Consider the following 18,101-nt stretch of genomic DNA (forward strand, 5'->3'; position numbering starts at 1 on the left):
ACCCCGGCGACGACGGCCCGGTCCATCTGGCAGGCTCGCTCCCATGCGCAGTCTCACCCTGGCCGAAGCCCGCGAGCGATCCTCGCTGATCACCGTCACGTCGTATGCCGTCGAGCTCGACCTCGACCAGGGCGCGGAGGTCTTCGGCTCGCGCACCGTCGTCCGGTTCACCTGCGCGACGCCGGGCAGCGACTCCTGGGTCGACCTCAAGGCGGTCGCGGTGCAGAGCATCGAGCTCAACGGGCAGGTCCTCGATCCCGACGCCGTCTCGGACGGCCGGCTGACGCTGTCCCGCCTCGCCGCCGAGAACGAGCTCACCGTCGTCGCGACCATGGCGTACAGCCACGACGGGCAGGGCCTGCACCGGGCCACCGACCCGGCCGACGGGCAGGACTACGTCTACGGCCACCTCTTCCTCGACGCGGCCCCGAGCGTCTACGCCTGCTTCGACCAGCCCGACCTCAAGGCCCCCTACGACGTGACCGTCCGGGCGCCGCAGGACTGGACCGTGATCGGGAACGGCGCGGCCACCCGCGGCGAGGACGGCACGTGGACCCTCGCCACGACCAGGCCGCTCGCCACCTACTTCGTGACGGTGTGCGCGGGGCCGTACGTCTCCGTGCGCGACGAGCACGACGGCATACCTCTGGGCATCCACGCGCGCGCCTCGCTGCAGGAGCCGCTCGAGCGGCACGCCGCCGAGCTCTTCGACGTCACGAAGCGCTCCTTCGACTACTTCCACGGCCTCTTCGGCATCCGCTACCCGTTCGGGGAGTACCACCAGGTCTTCGTGCCCGAGTTCAACGCCGGCGCCATGGAGAACCCCGGCTGCGTCACCTTCCGGGATCAGTACCTCTACCGCGGCGCCGCGACCCGCGACGAGCTGCTGACCCGCGCCAACACGGTCAGCCACGAGATGTCGCACATGTGGTTCGGCGACCTCGTGACGATGAAGTGGTGGGACGACCTCTGGCTCAACGAGAGCTTCGCCGAGTACATGAGCCACCGCTGCCTCGTCGACGCGACCGACTACACCGACGCCTGGGTCGACTCCTCGATCGTGCGCAAGGTCTGGGGCTACGGCGCCGAGCGCTCGCCCTCGACCCACCCGGTCGCCGGCGTCGAGGCCCTCGACGCGCAGAGCGCGCTGCAGAACTTCGACGGCATCTCGTACGCCAAGGGCGCGGCCGCGCTGCGCCAGCTCATCGCGTACGTCGGCGACGACCGCTTCATCGCGGGCGTCCGGGCGTACCTGACCGACAAGTCCTACGGCAACGGCACCCTCGCCGACTTCCTCGGCGCCATCGAGCAGGCGAGCGGCAAGGACCTCACGGCGTGGTCGCGCGCCTGGCTGCTCACGGCCGACCGCGACACCATCTCGGTCGAGGTCGACGAGCAGAACGGCGTCGTCGAGCGTGCCGTGGTCATCCGCGAGTCGCCGGCCGACCGCCCGGCCGACCGGCCGCACGCCTTCGACGTGGCGGGCTGGACCGACGGGCGCGAGCTCGGCCGGGTCCCGGTCACCGTCACCGAGCCGATGACGACGATCGCCGAGCTCGAGGGGACCCCGGAGCCGGCGGTCCTCGTGCCCAACGCGTCCGACCTGACGTGGGCTCGCGTACGCCTGTCCGACGCGACCGTGGCCGCGCTCCCGGCGCAGCTCGGGCAGGTCCCCGACGCGCAGGCGCGGGCCGTCGTGTGGTCCGCGCTCATCGACGGGGTGCACGGCGCGACCGTCTCGCCGGCCTCGTTCCTCGACGTGTTCGACGCCGCCTGGCCCGCCGAGACGAACTCCTCGATCCTGACCCGGGTGGCGGCCTACGCCGAGCACCGGGTCGTGCCGTACTTCGTCCCGCGGCCCGAGCAGGACGCCGCGCTGGCGCGGCTCAACCGGGCCGCCACGGGGCTGCTCGAGGGCGCGGCCCCGGCCACGACGGAGTCGCTCGCGGCGGCCCGTCTCGTCGCCGGCACCAGCGACGACGAGGCGCTGCTGCGCGCCTGGGCCGACGGCCAGGGCCTGCCGGCGGGCCTCGAGGACGACGGTGACTTCCGCTGGATCGTCGTGCGCAACCTCGCCGCCCGCGGCCTCATCGGCGGCGCCGAGATCGACCGCTTCCGCGCCAAGGACGACACGCTGCAGGGCGGCCTCAACGCCCTGATGTGCCGGGCGAGCCTGCCCGACCCGGAGTCCAAGGCGTGGGCGTGGCAGCAGCTGACCGGCCGCGAGGGGCGCTCCAACTACGAGATGGTGCACCTCGCCCGGGGCATGTGGGTGGCGCCCGACGACGACCTCGTCGCCGACTACGTGCCGCGCTACTTCAGCGACGTCCCGGCGATGTCCGGCTGGGTGGGGGAGGACGCCCTCTCGCGCGTCGTGCTCGTCGCCTTCCCGCGGGTCTTCACCGAGGAGACCGCGAGCCTGAGCTCGGAGACCATCGCCCGCGATGACCTCACGCCCGCCGTCCGCAGGTCGCTCGTCGACGCCGACGCGGAGCTGCGCGAGGCGCTGGCGTCCCGCCAGACCTTCGGCGCGGCCGTCTGAGGGTGCCTCGCACGTGAGTGGCGTCCCGGATCCCGATGACCTGCTCGACGGCGTACCCGTCGGCGGGTGGGTGATCGAGCTCGCCGACGTGGGCGCTCCCGCGTGCGAGGCGCTGCTGCGTGACTACTACGTCGAGGTCAGCGACCGGTGGTACCAGCTGCGGGAGGGGCGGGACTCGACTCCCGAGGAGATCGAGACCGGCTACCCCCGCATGCGCAGCGACGACCTCGCCCCGCCGACCGGTGTGTTCCTCGTGGCCCGGCGTGCCGACGCCCCGGCCGTCCTCGGTGGCTGCGTGGGCCTCCGGCGCCTCCGGGACGGGTCAGGTGCACGGGTGGCCGAGCTGCGCCGGCTCTACGTGCGGCCCGAGCTGCGTCGAGCCGGCCTCGGCACGAGCCTGCTGCTGTGCGCCGAGGAGGTGGCGCGGGTCTGGGGCGTCGAGGCGATGCGCCTGGACACCCGGCTCGACCTCGAGGAGGCCCGGGCGCTCTACCTGCGCCACGGCTGGTCCGAGGTGCCGCCCTTCTCGGACGCCTTCTACGCCGAGGCGTGGTACGCCAAGCGGCTCGACTGACCGGCGCCGGGCGGGCGCAGGTCACCAGGGGCTGGGCTCGTAGTCCTTGACGAAGCAGCCGTAGAGGTCCTCGCCGGCCTCGCCGCGCACGATGGGGTCGTAGACGCGGGCGGCGCCGTCGACGAGGTCGAGCGGGGCGTGCCAGCCCTCGGCGGCGATGCGCAGCTTCTCGTCGTGCGGCCGCTCGTCGGTGATCCAGCCGGTGTCGACGGCCGTCATGAGGATCCGGTCGCTCTCGAACATCTCGCCCGCGCTCGTGCGCGTCAGCATGTTGAGCGCCGCCTTGGCCATGTTGGTGTGCGGGTGGCCGGGGCCCTTGTAGCGGCGCGAGAACTGCCCCTCCATCGCCGAGACGTTGACGACGTACGCGCGCCGGGCGCCCGCCGCGACGGCCGCCCGCATCGCCGGGCGCAGCCGGGAGACGAGCAGGAACGGTGCCGTCGAGTTGCACAGCTGGACCTCGAGCAGCTCGAGCGGGTCGACCTCCTCGACCTTCTGGGTCCAGGAGTTGGTGCGCTGCAGGTCGGGCAGCAGGCCGCCGGCGTCCACGGCCGTGCCGGCCCGGTGTGCCTCCAGGCTCGCGTTGCCGGCGGTGAGCGCCAGCGCCGTCATCGACGCCGCGGTCTGCGCGGCCAGGGCGTGCTCGACCGACTCGCCGTCGTGGTGCGCGACGGCGTGCTCGCGCAGGGCCCCGGCGATGGAGGCCGGGTGCGCCTCGCTGACCCGGTCGAAGGTCACCATCTCGGGCAGAGCAGTGCCCTCGGGCAGCGGCGCCGACTCCAGCTCCACGAGCTTGCCGTACGCGCCGGGGGAGCGGCGCACGGTCTGGGCGGCGTTGTTGATGAGGATGTCGAGCGGGCCGGCTGCGGCGACCTCGTCGGCGAGGGCGATGACCTGGGTGGGGTCGCGCAGGTCGATGCCGACGATCTTGAGGCGGTGGATCCAGTCGGCGCTGTCCTCCATCGCCGCGAAGCGGCGCACCGCGTCCTTGGGGAAGCGCGTGGTGATCGTGGTGTGCGCGCCGTCGCGGAGCAGCCGCAGGGCGATGTACATCCCGATCTTCGAGCGGCCGCCGGTGAGCAGGGCCCGCTTGCCGGTGAGGTCGGTGCGCTGGTCGCGCTTGGCGTGGCTCTTGCGCGCGCAGTCGGGGCAGAGCCAGTGGTAGAACGCGTCGACGAGGGTGTAGTCGCGCTTGCAGATGTAGCAGCCGCGCGGATTGACCAGCTCGCCGGCGAAGGCGCCGTTCGCACTGGACACCAGGGGGATTCCCTTGGTCTCGTCGTCGATGCGCATCGGTGATCCCGTCGCCGTCGACTCGATGACCTGCCGGTCGGCCTTGCGCTCGGCCCACGTCTTCGCGTTGCGCCGGTCCTTCTTGAGGCGCTTGTACATCAGCGACGCCGCCCGCTTGAGCGTCTCGAAGTCGGGGTCGTCCAGGTCGAGCGACGGTGCCAGGGCCAGCACGCGCACGGCCGTCGCGACGTCCTCGGGGTCGAGGCGCACGATGGCGGAGGGATCGAGCTCGGTTTCGGTCAGACTCACCGCGCAAGGGTACGGGCGGCCCCCGCCGGGCCCCCAATCCGCTGCGCCCGCGCCCCACCGCGAGCACCGCGCCCGGCCGCCCGATGACGTATGCCGCCGGGCCGGCGACCGTCCGCGTCCACCGGGAGCGTGGTGGGGGACGGCCGCGAGCCCGACGGCATACGCGGGGGAGGAGCCGCCGGTCAGCTTGCAGGCTTGACGGCGAGCGTCACGGAGACGTCCTGGCGCGAGCCGCCGCGGATGATCGTCAGCGTGGTCTTGTCGCCGGCCTTCATCTCGCGGATCTGCGCGACGAGCGCCGTGGCCGAGTCGACAGGGTGGCCGTCGACGGCGATGACGACGTCGCCGCTCTTGATGCCGGCGTTGGCGGCCGGGGTGCCGCCGCTGACGGACACGACCTGTGCCCCGGCCCGCTTGGCGCTGCCGTCGGTGACCACGGTGTCGCGGGTGCTGACCCCGAGGAAGGCGTGCTGGGCCTTGCCGCTGCTGATCAGCTGGTCGGCGATGGACTTGGCCTCCTTGACGGGGATCGCGAAGCCGATGCCGATGTTGCCGCTCTGGCTGCCCTGGCTCTGTCCGAGGGAGGCGATCGAGCTGTTGATGCCGACGAGCTCGCCCTTGGAGTTGACGAGGGCGCCACCGGAGTTGCCGGGGTTGATCGCCGCGGAGGTCTGGATCGCGTTGGTCACGACCTCGTCACCGGAGGACTGCTGCTGCCCGAAGGGCGACGAGCTCGAGCCGCCGGTGCTGACCGGTCGGTTGAGCGCCGAGACGATACCGGTGGTGACGGTGCCCGAGAGGCCGAGCGGGTTGCCGACCGCCATGACGGGGGCGCCGACCTTGAGGGCGTCGGAGCTGCCGAGGCTGATCGGCACGAGGTCCTTGGGGGCACCGGACAGCTTGATCACGGCCAGGTCGGTGGAGGGGTCGGTGCCGACGACGGAGGCGGCGTAGGTGCGGCCGTCGTTGAGCGTCACCGTGATGGAGCCGTTGCCGCCCGCGCCCTCGACCACGTGGTTGTTGGTCAGCACGTGGCCCTGGTCGTCGTAGACGACTCCGGAGCCCGCGCCGGCACCCTGCGACGTGGTGACGTCGATGCTGACGACGCTCGGCGCGACGGCGCCGGCCACGGCCGTCCAGTCGGGCGCGGTGGCGCTGCCCTGGGTGATGGTGGGCGAGGTGTTCTGGTTGCTGTTGGTCGTCGCCGTGGCCGTGGGCGTCGCCGTGGAGGAGCTGCCCTCGCCGGCATGGGTCAGGGCGTAGGTGCCGCCGCTCGCCAGGACGGCCGCGATGAGCGCTGCGCCGAGCGTCTGCCCGAGGCGGCTGTCACGCCGGGGCTGGGGCCGGGAGGAGGTGCCGAGCGGCGACGTGGGCCCCGACGGAGGCCCGACCGGGGGCTGCGAGGCGCCCGTCAGCGGCTCCGTCACCGGCTCGGGAGCGGCCGGGCGGCTGTAGTAGTCGGCCTGCGGGATCTGCTGGGTCTCGTTCTCGGGTGCCATGGGACTGGCTCCTCCTTGCTGGTTCGCTTGCCTCCATGAGACCTACCCAGCTTGGGTCGCTGTTGTGGCCTTCCTAGGAATCGGCTGTGCCTTGACCCGATGCCCGGCGCGGAGCGGTGATGGCCCGCGTCGGTGCCACGGGCAGCTCCACGACGAACGTCGCACCACCGCCGGGGGTGTCCTGGATCGCAACGCGCCCACCGTGGGCCTCGACGATCGCGTGAACGATGGCCAGGCCCAGGCCGTTGCCGCCGCCGCTGCCGCGGCTGCGGGAGCGGTCGGCGCGGTAGAAGCGCTCGAAGACGTCCGCTCGTTCCGGCCGAGGTATGCCCTGGCCGTGGTCCCGCACGTGGAGCGCGACGTGCCCCTCGTCGGCGTGCCCGACGAGGATCTCGATCGGGGTCGTCGCGGGGGTGTGCACCCGGGCGTTGGTCACGAGGTTCGTGACGACCTGCCGCAGCTGCTGCTCGTCGGCCTGCAGCTCGGTCGGCTCGATGGGGCCGTCGATGCCGCTGGCGACGATGTGTCGGTCGGGGGCGATCGTCCGCGCGTCCTGGGCGGTGTCGGCGGCGAGGACGGCCAGGTCGACGGGCTGGAACTCGAGGGGGCGCTCGCCGTCGAGGCGCGCGAGCGTCAGCAGGTCCTCGACCAGGCCGCTCATCCGGTGGGCCTCGGACTCGATGCGACCCATGGCACCGGTGACGGCCTCACCGGTGGGCAGCGCCCCCTGCCGGTAGAGCTCGGCGTAGCCACCGACGGCGGCGAGCGGGGTGCGCAGCTCGTGCGAGGCGTCGGCGATGAAGCGTCGCATCTTGGCCTCGTTGGCCTCCCGCACGGCGAAGCTCTGCTCGATGCGGGTGAGCATCGCGTTGAGTGACCGGGACAGCGAGGCCACCTCGTCGTCGGTGTCGGGCACGTCGATGCGCTGGGTGAGGTCGCCGACGGCGATCTTGGCGGCGGTGTCCTCGATCCGGGTCAGTGGCCGGAAGGTCCGTCGCACGAGGTACCAGCCGACCACACCGGTGACGAGCAGCGTGATGGCCCCGATACCGGCGGCGTAGAGCAGGAAGGTGGTGACAGTTCGATTGAGCGGCCCAAGGGGGAGGGCGAGGACGTAGATCTCGGTGTGCGGCTCGTTGAGCTGGGCGATGGCCAGCCATCTCGCGTCGCCGTCGGACGAGCCGATCTCGAAGGTGGCGCCGCGCTTGACGACCTCGGGGCTGGTGGGCTTCAGCGGCGGTGGCTGGGCGTGCTCACGCTCCGTCGCTGCCTCCCCGAGCGAGCGGCTCTTCCCCGTGCGCACGTCGATCACCCGCGTGGTGAAGTTGGTGGGCAGTCGGGGCGTCACAGCGCGCAGCTCCGCCGGGTCGATCGAGCTGAGGCTTGCCGAGTAGACCTGCAGCTCCTGCTTCGTCTGGTTGACGAGGTAGACGCGGAGCAGGGCGCTGACCACCAAGGAGGTCACGGCCAGCGCGACCGCGATGAGCCCCAGGGTGACCGCGAGCAGTCGCCAGCGCAGCGGCATGGCCCGCAGGCGGGACGCCGCAGGCTGCCGTCCGGCACGCCGGGCCGCCGGATGGGCGGTCACGTCGACCATCCGGTCAGGTCGTGGTCAGCTCTGGGGGCACCCGCAGAACGTAACCCACACCGCGCTTGGTGTGGATGAGAGAGGGCCCGTCGGCGTCGATCTTGCGCCGCAGGTAGGAGATGTAGGACTCGACGATGCCCGACTCGCCGCGGAAGTCGTAGTCCCAGACGTGGTCGAGGATCTGCAGCTTGGACAGCACCCGGTTGGGGTTGAGCAGCAGGTAGCGCAGCAGCTTGAACTCGGTCGGCGACAGGTCGATGACCCGCCCGCCGCGGCGCACCTCGTGCGAGTCCTCGTTGAGCTCGAGGTCGTGGAAGCGCAGCGTCGCGCCCTCGTCGGCCTGCCCGCGGGTGCGGCGCAGGACCGCGCGGATGCGGGCGATGACCTCCTCGAGGCTGAACGGCTTGGTGACGTAGTCGTCGCCGCCGACGGTGAGGCCCTGGATCTTGTCGCCGGTCGCGTCGCGCGCCGTCACGAAGACGATGGGCTGCTGGCGGCCGCGGTCGCGCAGGCGCCGGGTCACCTCGAAGCCGTCGACGTCCGGCAGCATGACGTCGAGCACGACGAGGTCCGGCTCGGACTCCTCGGCGAGGGTCAGGGCCGTCGTGCCGTCGCCCGCGGTCTCGACCTCGAAGCCGGCGAAACGCAGGGACGTCGCGAGCAGCTCGCGGATGTTCGGCTCGTCCTCGACGACGAGCAGGCGGGCCTCGGGGGTCGGTGCTGTCTGGGTGTCCACGACACCAGTGTCGGCGTGTTTGCTGGGAGTTGGCTGGGAGCCGCTGGGATCATTCCTCCGCGCCCGGTGCACGCGACGACGCCCGCGGTGTGTGGTCCCACCGCGGGCGTCGCTGTCGTATGCCGTCAGCCTCGGCCCGCGGGTCCGCTGGGCCGAGGCGTTCGGTTCAGAGGTCGTCGGCGTCGACGATGCGGTACGCGTAGCCCTGCTCGGCGAGGAAGCGCTGGCGGTGCGCGGCGAAGTCCGCGTCGACGGTGTCGCGGCTGACGACGGTGTAGAAGTGCGCCGTGCGCCCGTCGCCCTTGGGTCGCAGGACGCGGCCGAGGCGCTGGGCCTCCTCCTGCCGCGAGCCGAACGTGCCGCTGACCTGGATCGCGACGCTGGCCTCGGGAAGGTCGATGGAGAAGTTGGCGACCTTGCTGACCACGAGGGTCGTGATGTCGCCGGTGCGGAAGGCGTCGTAGAGGCGCTGGCGCTCTTTGACGGTCGTCTCGCCCGTGATGACCTCGGCGCCGAGCCGCTCGGCCACCTCGTGGAGCTGGTCGAGGTACTGCCCGATGACGAGCGTCGGCTCCCCGGCGTGCTGCTGGGCGAGCTTCTCGACCACGGGCAGCTTGGCGTCGGAGCACGACGCGAGGCGGTAGCGGTCGTCCGGCTCGCTCACGGCATACGCCATCCGCTGGCCGTCGGGCAGGCTGACCCGCACCTCCACGCAGTCGGCGGGAGCGATGTAGCCCTGGGCCTCGATGTCCTTCCACGGCGCGTCGAAGCGCTTGGGCCCGATGAGGCTGAAGACGTCGGCCTCGCGGCCGTCCTCGCGCACGAGGGTGGCGGTCAGGCCGAGGCGGCGGCGCGCCTGCAGGTCGGCGGTCATGCGGAAGATCGGCGCGGGCAGCAGGTGCACCTCGTCGTAGACGACCAGGCCCCAGTCGCGGGCGTCGAGCAGGTCGAGGTGGGCGTAGGCGCCCTTCCGCTTCGTCGTCAGCACCTGGTAGGTCGCGATCGTGACCGGCCGGATCTCCTTGCGCGCACCGGAGTACTCGCCGATCTCGTCTTCGGTCAGGGTCGTCCGCTTGAGCAGCTCGTCCTTCCACTGCCGCGCGCTCACGGTGTTGGTGACGAGGATGAGCGTCGTCGCCTTGGCGGCGGCCATAGCGCCGGCGCCGACGAGGGTCTTGCCCGCGCCGCAAGGGAGCACGACGACGCCGGAGCCGCCGTGCCAGAAGCCGTCGACGGCCTGCTGCTGGTAGGGCCGCAGGTGCCAGCCGGCCTGGTCGAGGTCGATCGGGTGGGCCTCGCCATCGACGTAGCCGGCGAGGTCCTCGGCCGGCCAGCCGACCTTGAGCAGCTCCTGCTTGAGGGTGCCGCGCTCGCTCGGGTGCACCACGACGGCGAGGTCGTCGATGCGCTCGCCGGTCAGCGGCTTGATCTTCTTGTGCCGCAGCACCTCCTCGAGCACCGGCCGGTCGGTCGTGCGCAGCACGAGGCGGGTGCCCTCCGGGGAGTCGGCGAGGCCCTCCTTCTCGAGGGTGAGCCGGCCGTAGCGGTCCATCGTGTCGGCCACGTCGACGAGCAGGGCGTTCGGGACGGCATACCTGCTGTGCGTCATGAGGGCGTCGACGACCTGCTCGGCGTCGTGCCCGGCGGCGCGGGCGTTCCACAGGCCGAGCGGGGTGATCCGGTAGGTGTGCACGTGCTCGGGGGCGCGCTCGAGCTCGGCGAAGGGTGCGATGGCTCGCCTCGCGGCCTCGGCGTTCGGGTGGTCGACCTCGAGGAGGAGGGTCTTGTCGCTCTGGACGATCAGGGGTCCGTCATTCATCGTCTCGTCCAACCCCTCCGGGCGCGTCGGTGTTCCCGCTCACGGCTGACAGTATGGGCGCATGCGATCCCCACAGGTCGAGGCGGCGACGGGGCTGCCCGCGAAGGTGACGATCTACGAGGTCGGCCCCCGCGACGGGCTGCAGAACGAGAAGACCGTCGTGCCGGCGGCCACGAAGGTGGAGTTCATTCGGAGGCTCGAGGCGGCCGGGCTCGCGACGATCGAGACGTCGTCGTTCGTGCCGGCGAAGTGGGTGCCGCAGATGGGTGACGCCGAAGAGGTGCTCGGTGCGCTCGGGGCGGACGGCGGGGGTCGCCGACGGCCTGCCCTGGTGCCCAACGAGCGCGGCCTCGACCGCGCCGAGGAGCTGGGCCTGACGGCGATCGCGATCTTCGGCTCGGCCACGGAGACCTTCGCGCAGAAGAACCTCAACCGGTCGGTGACCGAGCAGTACGCGATGTTCGAGCCGGTCGTGAAGCGCGCGCTCGCGGGCGGCATGTGGGTGCGCGCCTACGTCTCCATGTGCTTCGGCGACCCGTGGGAGGGCCCGGTGCCGGTCGCGCAGGTCGTCGACACGGCCGAGCGGCTCATGGACCTCGGCTGCCACGAGCTGAGCCTCGGCGACACCATCGGCGTCGGGACCACCGGGCACGTGCACCGCCTCCTCGACGCGCTGGAGGCCAGGGGCATCGGCACCGACCGGATCGCCGTGCACTTCCACGACACCTACGGCCAGGCGCTCGCCAACACCATGGCGGCCCTGCGCGACGGCGTCTCCGTCGTCGACGCGTCGGCGGGCGGCCTCGGTGGCTGCCCCTACGCGAAGTCCGCCACCGGCAACCTCGCCACCGAGGACCTCGTCTGGGCCCTGCACGGCGCCGGAGTCGAGACCGGCGTCGACCTCGAAAAGCTCGTCGAGACCTCGGTCTGGATGGCCGGGCAGCTCGGCCGCCCCTCGCCCTCCCGCGTCGTCAAGGCCCTCACCGGCGCCTGACCCGCGCCGCCCCACCCGTCCCTGACCGTCGAGAGGCCACGTCTGGCCCCTCCTCAACCGTCGAGAGGCCACGTGTGGCCCCTCTCCAACAGTCGAGAGGCCACGTGTGGCCCCTCTCCAACCGTCGAGAGGCCACATGTGGCCGCTCAGCTCTCGACGGTGGCCCCGGTGATCCGGTGGACCGAGAAGGACTTCTCGTGGCCCGACTCGTCGGTGGCGCGGACCCGGCCGCCCTCGACCCGCTGCGGGTGGATCAGGTGCCGGCTCGTCGAGCCGTGGCCGTCGGAGTAGCCGATCCACACGCCGTGCCGCTCGGCGACCGCGTCGCGCAGGAGCGAGAGCGTCACGACCGGGTCCATGGCCAGGATGCGCGGGCCGGGCCGGCCCTCGTCCTCCGCGCGCCGCTGGTCGGCCGTCGCCTCGGCGGCGCGCAGCCCGTCGACGAGCGTCTGCGTGTGGTCCCGGTCGACGGGGGAGACCATGGGTCCGGGGCCCCGGCGACGCGACCCGACCCGGCGGCGGGGGGTTTCGGCGTGCACGACGGTGCCGTCCTGGCCCTCGTGCACCGGTGCGAACCCGTTGTCGCGCAGCAGCTCCACGAGCACGCGCGGGTCGGCGGAGGTCACGAGCACCGTGGGCGCCAGCCGGCGCAGCCGCAGGGGGGCGAGCTCGCGCGAGGCGAGCATGGTGTCGAGCACCGACTCGTCGTCGGAGCGGATGTATGCCGCCGCGCCGCCGACGCGCGTCTGCCCGTGCCTGCGTGCCACGTCGGACACGAGGTACTCGAGCGGCTGGGGGAGCGGGGTGCGGCTCGACCGGCGCACGGTGTCGACGAAGTCCGCTGCGGTCCAGCCGGCGTCGAGCGCGCGGCGGACCGACTCGGGGGTGAAGCGGTAGACCGTGGCGCCGCCCCGCGACTCGACGTCGGCCGCGAGGCGCATGAAGGACCCCAGGCCGCCGACGAGGCGCCCCGGGGCCACGGCGGTGAGGTCGGCCTGCACGAGGATGTGGTCGACCGGCGCCGGCAGGTGCGGCGACATCGCTGCCGCGACGTCCTCGACCGACGTGGGCGACCCGAGCAGGGCCCGCCCCACCTCGGACAGCGCGCCCCGGCCGGTGACGCCCAGCCACTCGGCCTCGCGCAGTACCGCCTCGACCGCCTCGTCGAGCACCGCGGCGGACCGGTTGGGCCGCCGCCACGCGAGGCGCCGGCGCAGGGAGTCGTGGTCGGCGGCGGACCCCGCCTCGAGCGAGGCCAGCTCGCGCAGCACCTCGCGCCGGATGGCCCGGATCGCCGGCCACTGCACGTCCGGACCCAGCGCGTTGGCCGGTCCCGTGCCCGTGCTGCGCCGCCCGACCAGGTGCGGTGCGCGGGTCGAGGCGAGCCAGGCGGTGGCGAGGGTGGCCCAACGGTGGCCGCCCTCGCTCGAGCTCCACTCGTCGAGGTCCGACGTGGGAGCCCACACCGGCTCCACCTCGCCGTCGTCGGCGACGAGCCCGGCGGCATACGCCAGCTCGACGACGAAGGCGGCGTGCTCGGGGTCGAGGTCCAGCGACTGTTGCGTGACCCGAAGGTCGCGCACGGACAGCCCCCCGGCGCGCAGCACGCGCGGCGGGTCGGCGCCCCAGATGGCGGCGAGCTCGTCGACGTGGGTGAGCGACTCGCTCGCCGCGCCACCGGCGGCGGCGTCGACGAGGCTGACGTGGCGGGCCGCGATCTCCGGCGGCGTCAGCTCGAGCGACCGGTGCAGCCGTCCCTCGCGCAGCACGAGCCCGACCTCGCGCGGAAGCGCGACCCGGTCTACCGACACGGGCACGAGCAGGTGGTGCTCGAGCAGCCAGCGAGCCGTGGTGTGACCGGGCCCGCTCGTCGGGAGCACCCCGAACGCCGGCCCCCACGTCATGCGCTCGAGCATCGTGCGGGCCTCGTCGGGTGCGTCGGCCAGCGCGGCACGGATGTGGTCGGCATCGCCGTCCTCGGGCGGTGACGACGGACGGAGCTCGCGCATCGGCGCACCCAGCCCGGCGACCGAGCTGCCGAGCACCTCCGGCACGGTGCGCACGACGTGCTCCCCGTCGGACCCGCGCCAGAGCAGCGCCGCGCGCCACAGGTCCTCCACGATCGACCCCACCGTCTCGACGTCGTCCGACCCCAGCAGCTGGAGCACCGCGCCGCGGCCGGCTCCCTCGCCGGCCACGACGAGCGCCTCGAGCACCTGCAGGTGTCCACGGTCGAGGGCCTCGACGGCCCGCTGCACGCTGGCCCGCGTGCCGGCCCGCGCTGCGAGGCTCGTCAGGTCGGCCGGGGCCGGGCGCGCGAGGTCGGGTCGCGCGAGGACGAGGTCGATCAGCTCTGCGTCACTGCGGCCGCGGATGTCGTCGGCGAGGCTCCGGCTCGAGGTGGCCATCCTCCCAACCTACTTCCACGCGCCGATCGCCCCACGCCCGAAGCCCGCCCCAGGCCTGCGGCGCCGCACGGCCCGCTAGCGTTGCCCCCATGAGCGCGCTCTCGCCTGCCGCCCCCGTCGAGCCCGCCCGGGCGCTGCCGACCGGGGAGCAGTGGACCATCGGCCACGGCGGCTTCGAGGCCACCGTCGTCGAGGTGGGCGGCGGGCTGCGCACCCTGAGCCGCGACGGCGTCGACGTCGTCGCCGGGTACGCCGCCGAGGAGCCGTGCGCGTCCGGACGCGGTCAGCAGCTCATGCCGTGGCCCAACCGGCTGCGCGACGGCCGTTACGCCTTCGGCGGCACCGAGCACCAGCTGCCGATCACCGAGGTGCCGCGCGGCAATGCGAGCCACGGCCTCGTGCGGTGGGCCCTCTGGGAGCTCGTCGAGCTCGAGGACGACCGGGTGACGGTGGGCTACCGCCTGCACCCGCAGCCCGGCTGGGACCACTTCCTCGACCTGCGCACCACCTACCTGCTCGACGACTCCGGCCTCGTCGTCACGGCCGCTGCCCGCAACGTCGGGCCGACCGCGGCGCCCTTCGGCTACGGCGCCCACCCCTACCTCGCGATCGGGGACACGCAGCTGCCCGACGTCGAGCTGCACGTCCCGGCAGCCACCTGGGTGGAGGTCGACGACCGCCTGCTGCCGGCTGCCACGCACCCGGTCGACGGGCAGCCGTGCGACTTCCGCGAGCCGCACCGTGTGGGGGAGGTGACGCTCGACACCGCCTACACCGATGTCCTGCGCGACGACGACGGCATGTGGCGCGTCACCGTGGCGGCGGCCGACCGGGGCGCGACGCTGTGGGCCGACGCCTCCTTCCCGTGGCTGCAGGTCTTCACCGCCATCGCCGAGGACCGCAAGGGCGAGGTCGGCATCGCCGTCGAGCCGATGAGCTGCCCCGCCGACGCCTTCAACTCCGGCCGCGACCTCGTCGTGCTCGAGCCCGGTGAGGAGTGGACGGGCACCTGGGGCATCAGCCCCGCCTGACCCGGACACACGGCATACGCCCTCGGGGGGAGAACCTGCGCGGGGCGGGAATTCGCGTTGCGCGATGCAGTTAGGCTGGACGGGAGCGCAAGGAGCGCCATCGAGTCGCGTCGTCGGACGGCCGACCGAGATCTGAACGAGGTGGACTGTGCCGACTGGCAAGGTCAGGTTCTACGACGCGGAGAAGGGCTTCGGATTCATCTCCGAGGACTCGGGCGCGGACGTCTTCCTGCACGCGAACGCCCTCCCCGCGGGGGTCACGACCCTCAAGAAGGGCGTGCGGGTCGAGTTCGGCATCGTCGAGGGCCGCAAGGGCGCCCAGGCGCTGTCGGTCAAGGTGCTCGACCCGGTCCAGTCGGTGGCCGCCAACAAGTCGGCGCAGACGCGCAAGTCGCCCGAGGAGCTCGTCGTCATCATCGAGGACGTCGTGCAGCTGCTCGACGGTGTCGGCAACGGCTACCGCGCCGGGCGCCGTCCGGAGCGCAAGCTCGCCTCCAACGTCGCCCGGGCCCTGCGCGGGCTCGCCGACGAGCTGGAGAAGTGACCCGATGACCGTGACCGCAGCCCGGACCGACGCCGTCCTGCTCGCCGCCGTCGACCTCGCCCGCAGCGCCCTCGAGGAGATCGCCGAGCCCGGCACCGTCGGCGCCCACCTCGGCATGGACCTGCTCGAGGAGCGCCTCGGCATGCACTGGTTCGAGTGCACGTCGCCGGGCTACCGCGGCTGGCGCTGGGGCGTCAGCGTGGCGCGCGTGCCGCGCGCCAAGGTGGCCACGGTCTGCGAGACGAACCTGCTGCCCGGTCCCGACGCCGTGCTGGCGCCGGAGTGGCTGCCGTATGCCGACCGGCTGGCTCCCGGCGACCTCGGCGCCGGCGACGTGCTGCCCTTCCGGCCCGACGACCCCTACCTCGAGGCGGGTTTCGAGGCCACCGGGGAGGAGGACGTCGACCAGATGGCCTTCTTCGAGCTCGGGCTCGGTCGGCCGCGCGTGCTGTCGGCCGAGGGCCGCGAGGCAGCCGCCACCCGGTGGTACTCCGGCGACAACGGCCCTGCTTCCGAGGTGGCCGTCAAGGCCACGGCCCGGTGCACGACGTGCGGCTACTTCCTGCCGATGGCGGGGGCGCTGCGAGTGACCTTCGGCGTCTGCGCCAACGAGTGGAGCCCGTCCGACGGTCGGGTCGTCTCGCTCGACCACGGCTGCGGCGCCCACTCCGAGACCGACATGGAGCACCCCGAGCCGACCCCGGTGGGGGAGCCGATCGTCGACGAGTTCGCGGTCGACCTCGAGCCGGCGCAGCAGCATTCGGAGCAGCAGGCTCCCGAGGCCTCGTCCGAGCGCACCTCCGAGCAGTCCTCCGAGGAGCCTTCCGAGGAGTCCGCGGAGGCCGCCGAGGAGTCCGCGGAGGAGTCCGGGCAGGACTCGGGCGAGGAGCAGCACGGCTCGGACGACCCGGTCACCGACTGACGTCCGACGGCGCGGGGGTCGCTCAGGCGGCGTCGCGAGCGTTCCCACGCCCCCGGCGTACGTAGGCCCAGCCCAGGGCACCGAGCGCCAAGCCGGCCACGCACGTCCACGGCCACCACGAGCGGTCGCCCTCGTGCAGTGCCGGCACCAGGAGCGTCACGACGAGTGCCACGAGCCACGCGGCGAGCCCGACCTCGATGATCCGAAGCATCGGCACGCGCAGCGGCTCGATCACGTCGGCGCGGGCGCCCTCGGGGCGGGGCTGCCCGGCCGCCGCGTCGGACGGCGCGGGGTCCGCGGCGGGGGTGGTCTCGTCGGTCACGCCCACAGCCTAGGGTCTCGTTTCGTGCCCGAATCATGCCGCCACTAAGGTGTGCCGCATGTCGACGCAAACGCGCACCAAGACCCCGACGCCGACACGGTCGGGGCTCGACGGCTTCTTCAAGATCACCGAGCGCGGCTCCACCGTCGCGCGTGAGGTCCGTGGTGGCGTCGTCACCTTCTTCACGATGGCCTACATCATCGTGCTGAACCCGATCATCCTCTCGAGCGCCATCGACGGCTCCGGGAACCTGATCGGCGGCACGACCGACCCCATCCAGAGCAAGCTGCTCGTCGCCGTGGGCACGGCTGTCGTGGCCGGCGTCATGTCGATCCTGATGGGACTCTTCGCCAACTTCCCGATCGCCCTGGCCGCGGGTCTGGGCATCAACGGCCTCATCGCCGGCATGGTGGTCACCCACTCGAGCGAGAAGATCACCTACGCCGACCTCATGGGCCTGGTGGTCATCGAGGGCATCATCATCCTCGTCCTCGTGCTGACCGGCTTCCGCAGGGCGGTCTTCAAGGCGATCCCGGGCACGCTCAAGGTCGCGATCTCGGTCGGCATCGGCCTGTTCATCGCCTACATCGGCGTCATCGACGCCGGCTTCGCGCGCCGACCCAGCACCCCCGGCACGGTCCCCAGCGAGCTCGGCATCGGCGGCAGCCTCGACGGCTGGCCCACCCTCGTCTTCGTCGTCGGCGTCTTCCTCATCGCCATGCTGCTGATCCGCAAGGTCAAGGGCGCGATCCTCATCGGGATCGTCGGGGCCACGGTGCTCGCCATCGTGCTCGAGGCGATCTTCCACATCGGCCCGCGGGTCTTCGACAAGACCGGCGCCCTGACCAACCCGTCGGCCTGGGCGCTGACGGTGCCCAAGCTGCCCGACAGCATCACCAACACCCCCGACCTCGGCATCCTCGGACAGTTCAGCCTGCTCGGGTCGTTCAGCAAGATCGGCGTCGTCACGTCGATCATGTTCGTCTTCTCGCTGCTGCTCGCCGACTTCTTCGACACCATGGGCACCGTCGTGGCGATCGGCACCGAGGCCAAGCTGCTCGACGAGGACGGCAACCCGCCGCACACCGACCGCATCCTCGTCGTCGACTCGGTGGCGGCCATCGCCGGTGGCGCCGGTGGTGTCAGCAGCAACACCTCCTACATCGAGTCGGCCTCAGGTGTCGAGGAGGGCGCCCGCACGGGCCTCGCGGCGATTGTGACCGGGGTGCTCTTCCTGCTCGCGACCTTCCTGGCGCCGCTGTTCGCGGTCGTCCCGTCGGAGGCCGCGGCGCCAGCCCTCGTCATCGTCGGCTTCCTGATGATGTCGCAGGTCAAGAACATCGAGTGGGACGACATGGACATCGCGCTGCCGGCGTTCCTGACGATCGTGCTCATGCCGTTCACCTACAACATCACCGTGGGCATCGGGGCCGGCTTCATCGCGTGGGTGCTCGTCAAGATCGTCCGTGGCCGCACCCGCGACGTCCACCCGCTGCTGTGGGTCGTGGCCGCCTTCTTCGTCGTCTACTTCATCAAGACGCCGCTGCAGACCCTCTTCAGCTGAGTCACCGAGAACGTAT

General features: G+C 72.5%; 14 protein-coding genes. 7 read left to right on the forward strand and 7 right to left on the reverse strand.

From position 1 onward, the window contains the following. The first annotated feature begins 43 nt into the window (after positions 1-43). Both pepN and AB0316_RS14460 read left to right on the forward strand, forming a co-directional pair. Complete coding sequence (gene pepN / locus AB0316_RS14455; protein ID WP_366273716.1) at positions 44-2,542, forward strand: aminopeptidase N; 2,499 nt, start codon at positions 44-46, stop codon at positions 2,540-2,542. Between the two features lie 13 nt (positions 2,543-2,555). Continuing rightward, positions 2,556-3,116, forward strand: a complete 561-nt coding sequence (locus AB0316_RS14460) for a GNAT family N-acetyltransferase (protein WP_366273717.1) — start codon at positions 2,556-2,558, stop codon at positions 3,114-3,116. Positions 3,117-3,137: 21 nt separating this feature from the next. Here AB0316_RS14460 and AB0316_RS14465 read toward each other — a convergent pair whose 3' ends face one another. The 5 genes from AB0316_RS14465 to AB0316_RS14485 all read right to left on the reverse strand — a co-directional run bounded on the left by AB0316_RS14465 (position 3,138) and on the right by AB0316_RS14485 (position 10,300). After that, the gene (locus tag AB0316_RS14465) at positions 3,138-4,658 is read right to left on the reverse strand and encodes an SDR family NAD(P)-dependent oxidoreductase (RefSeq protein ID WP_366273718.1); all 1,521 of its coding nucleotides are present in this window, start codon (positions 4,656-4,658) and stop codon (positions 3,138-3,140) included. 182 nt (positions 4,659-4,840) lie between these two features. Then, positions 4,841-6,157, reverse strand: coding sequence for a trypsin-like peptidase domain-containing protein (locus tag AB0316_RS14470; protein ID WP_366273719.1), 1,317 nt, complete (start codon positions 6,155-6,157; stop codon positions 4,841-4,843). 73 nt (positions 6,158-6,230) lie between these two features. Beyond that, positions 6,231-7,745: a HAMP domain-containing sensor histidine kinase gene (locus tag AB0316_RS14475; RefSeq protein ID WP_366273720.1), complete on the reverse strand. Its 1,515-nt coding sequence runs from the start codon at positions 7,743-7,745 to the stop codon at positions 6,231-6,233. Positions 7,746-7,758: 13 nt separating this feature from the next. Further along, complete coding sequence (locus AB0316_RS14480; protein ID WP_366273721.1) at positions 7,759-8,481, reverse strand: response regulator transcription factor; 723 nt, start codon at positions 8,479-8,481, stop codon at positions 7,759-7,761. 166 nt (positions 8,482-8,647) lie between these two features. Next, the gene (locus AB0316_RS14485; RefSeq protein ID WP_366273722.1) at positions 8,648-10,300 is read right to left on the reverse strand and encodes a DNA repair helicase XPB; all 1,653 of its coding nucleotides are present in this window, start codon (positions 10,298-10,300) and stop codon (positions 8,648-8,650) included. A gap of 61 nt (positions 10,301-10,361) precedes the next feature. Between AB0316_RS14485 and AB0316_RS14490 the strand changes: the two genes are divergently transcribed. Beyond that, positions 10,362-11,294, forward strand: coding sequence for a hydroxymethylglutaryl-CoA lyase (locus tag AB0316_RS14490; RefSeq protein ID WP_366273723.1), 933 nt, complete (start codon positions 10,362-10,364; stop codon positions 11,292-11,294). A 146-nt stretch (positions 11,295-11,440) separates the two neighbouring features. Here the strand turns inward: AB0316_RS14490 and AB0316_RS14495 are convergent, their stop codons facing one another. Then, positions 11,441-13,702 (reverse strand): helicase-associated domain-containing protein, encoded by a 2,262-nt coding sequence (locus AB0316_RS14495; protein ID WP_366273724.1) that lies wholly within the window; start codon positions 13,700-13,702, stop codon positions 11,441-11,443. Positions 13,703-13,791: 89 nt separating this feature from the next. Here AB0316_RS14495 and AB0316_RS14500 point away from each other — a divergent pair, with 89 nt between their 5' ends. From AB0316_RS14500 to AB0316_RS14510, 3 genes are all read left to right on the forward strand, one after another. Further along, positions 13,792-14,733 (forward strand): aldose 1-epimerase family protein, encoded by a 942-nt coding sequence (locus AB0316_RS14500; RefSeq protein WP_366273725.1) that lies wholly within the window; start codon positions 13,792-13,794, stop codon positions 14,731-14,733. 148 nt (positions 14,734-14,881) lie between these two features. Continuing rightward, complete coding sequence (locus AB0316_RS14505; RefSeq protein WP_366273726.1) at positions 14,882-15,277, forward strand: cold-shock protein; 396 nt, start codon at positions 14,882-14,884, stop codon at positions 15,275-15,277. Between the two features lie 4 nt (positions 15,278-15,281). After that, entirely contained in the window at positions 15,282-16,199 is a 918-nt protein-coding gene (locus AB0316_RS14510; protein ID WP_366273727.1) for a DUF3027 domain-containing protein, read from the forward strand. 22 nt (positions 16,200-16,221) lie between these two features. Here the strand turns inward: AB0316_RS14510 and AB0316_RS14515 are convergent, their stop codons facing one another. Beyond that, positions 16,222-16,521: a DUF2530 domain-containing protein gene (locus tag AB0316_RS14515; RefSeq protein ID WP_366273728.1), complete on the reverse strand. Its 300-nt coding sequence runs from the start codon at positions 16,519-16,521 to the stop codon at positions 16,222-16,224. A gap of 58 nt (positions 16,522-16,579) precedes the next feature. On the opposite strand from AB0316_RS14515, the gene AB0316_RS14520 reads away from it, so the two are divergent. Further along, on the forward strand, positions 16,580-18,085 hold the full coding sequence (locus AB0316_RS14520) for an NCS2 family permease (RefSeq protein ID WP_366273729.1): 1,506 nt from the start codon (positions 16,580-16,582) through the stop codon (positions 18,083-18,085). Positions 18,086-18,101 lie beyond the last annotated feature (16 nt).

This window comes from Terrabacter sp. NPDC080008 (assembly GCF_040702505.1).
Taxonomy (GTDB): Bacteria; Actinomycetota; Actinomycetes; order Actinomycetales; family Dermatophilaceae; genus Terrabacter.